Raw genomic sequence first — 1,300 nt, forward strand, 5'->3', positions numbered from 1 at the left:
GGGGCTTGACCCCGGATCCTGGACACCCGAGAGACTTGGATCTTGAGTCCAGGAGAACGGATGTCCCGTGGTCATGAAGCACTATCCGCCGGAGTTCAAGGTGGACGCGGTCGCGTTGTACCGGTCGCGGCCGGAGGCGACGATCAGGTCGGTCGCCGCTGATCTGGGGATCAACCCGGAGACGTTGCGCAACTGGGTCCGGGCGGCTGGGGCGAGCCGGCCGCGGGGACGCCGGGCGGAGGCGACCACCGAGCCGCCCACGCTGCTGGAGGCGGAGAACGCGGCCCTGCGCAAGAAGGTTCGTGAGCTGGAGGAGGAACGCGAGATCCTGCGGAAGGCGGCCAAGTATTTCGCCGGGGAGACGCGCTGGTGAACCGCTTCCAGTTCGTCGCCGACCACCAGCGCCGCTACGGCGTGAAGCGGCTGTGCACCATCCTCGGCATCGCCCGCTCCAGCTTCTATTACTGGCGCCGCACCGCCGAGCACCGGGCCGCCCGGCAGGCGGCCGACGCCGCTCTCGCCGCACGGATACGGGCCGTGCACCGTGAGTCGGACGGCACCTACGGCGTCCCCAGGATCACCGCCGAGCTCCGCGAGGCCGGCGAGCGGATTAACCACAAGCGGATCGCGCGGGTGATGCGGAGCATCGGCCTGGCAGGCGTGCGGCTGCGTCGCAGGCACCGCACCACGGTCGCGGACCCGGCCGCGGCGAAGGCCCCGGATCTGATCGGCCGCGACTTCACCGGGAGCAAGCCGAACACCAAGTACGTCGGCGACATCACCTATCTCCCCGTGGACGGCGGGAAGTTCCTCTACCTGGCCACCGTCGTCGACCTGGCCTCACGCCGCCTCGCAGGCTGGGCGATCGCGGATCACATGCGCACGGAGCTCGTCATCGAGGCCCTGGCCGCCGCCGAACGCACCCGCGGCAGCCTCGCTGGAGCGGTCATGCACACCGATCACGGCGCCCAGTACACCAGCCGGGCCTTCGCCGATGCCTGCCGCCAAGCCGGCGTCCGTCAGTCCATGAGCGCGATCGGCAGCTCAGCAGACAACGCACTCGCCGAGGCCTTCAACGCGACCTTCAAACGCGAAACGCTCCAGGGGCGCAAGCACTGGTCCAGCGAGCGCGAAGCCCGCCTCGACGCGTTCCGCTGGCTGCACCGCTACAACACCCGACGCCGTCACTCCCGTCTCGGATACCGCAGTCCGATCGCTTACGAGACAGCCTCCAAAACAACGTCAACTACGCTGGCACCAGCCGCATAACCCGTGTTCAGGACTCGGGGTCAAGGCCCGC

General features: G+C 69.2%; 1 protein-coding gene. It reads left to right on the forward strand.

Annotated elements, in window-relative coordinates; translation table 11 throughout:
• Positions 1 to 67 precede the first annotated feature (67 nt).
• A protein-coding gene (locus tag OO52_RS45440) for an IS3 family transposase (protein ID WP_420711477.1) occupies positions 68 to 1,269 on the forward strand; the annotation gives its coding sequence in 2 pieces (ribosomal slippage) (positions 68 to 353 and positions 353 to 1,269; 1,203 coding nt in all).
• Positions 1,270 to 1,300 lie beyond the last annotated feature (31 nt).

Origin of the sequence: Streptomyces flaveolus (genome assembly GCF_000716535.1) — a bacterium.
In the GTDB taxonomy this organism is placed as follows: Bacteria; Actinomycetota; Actinomycetes; order Streptomycetales; family Streptomycetaceae; genus Streptomyces; species Streptomyces flaveolus_A.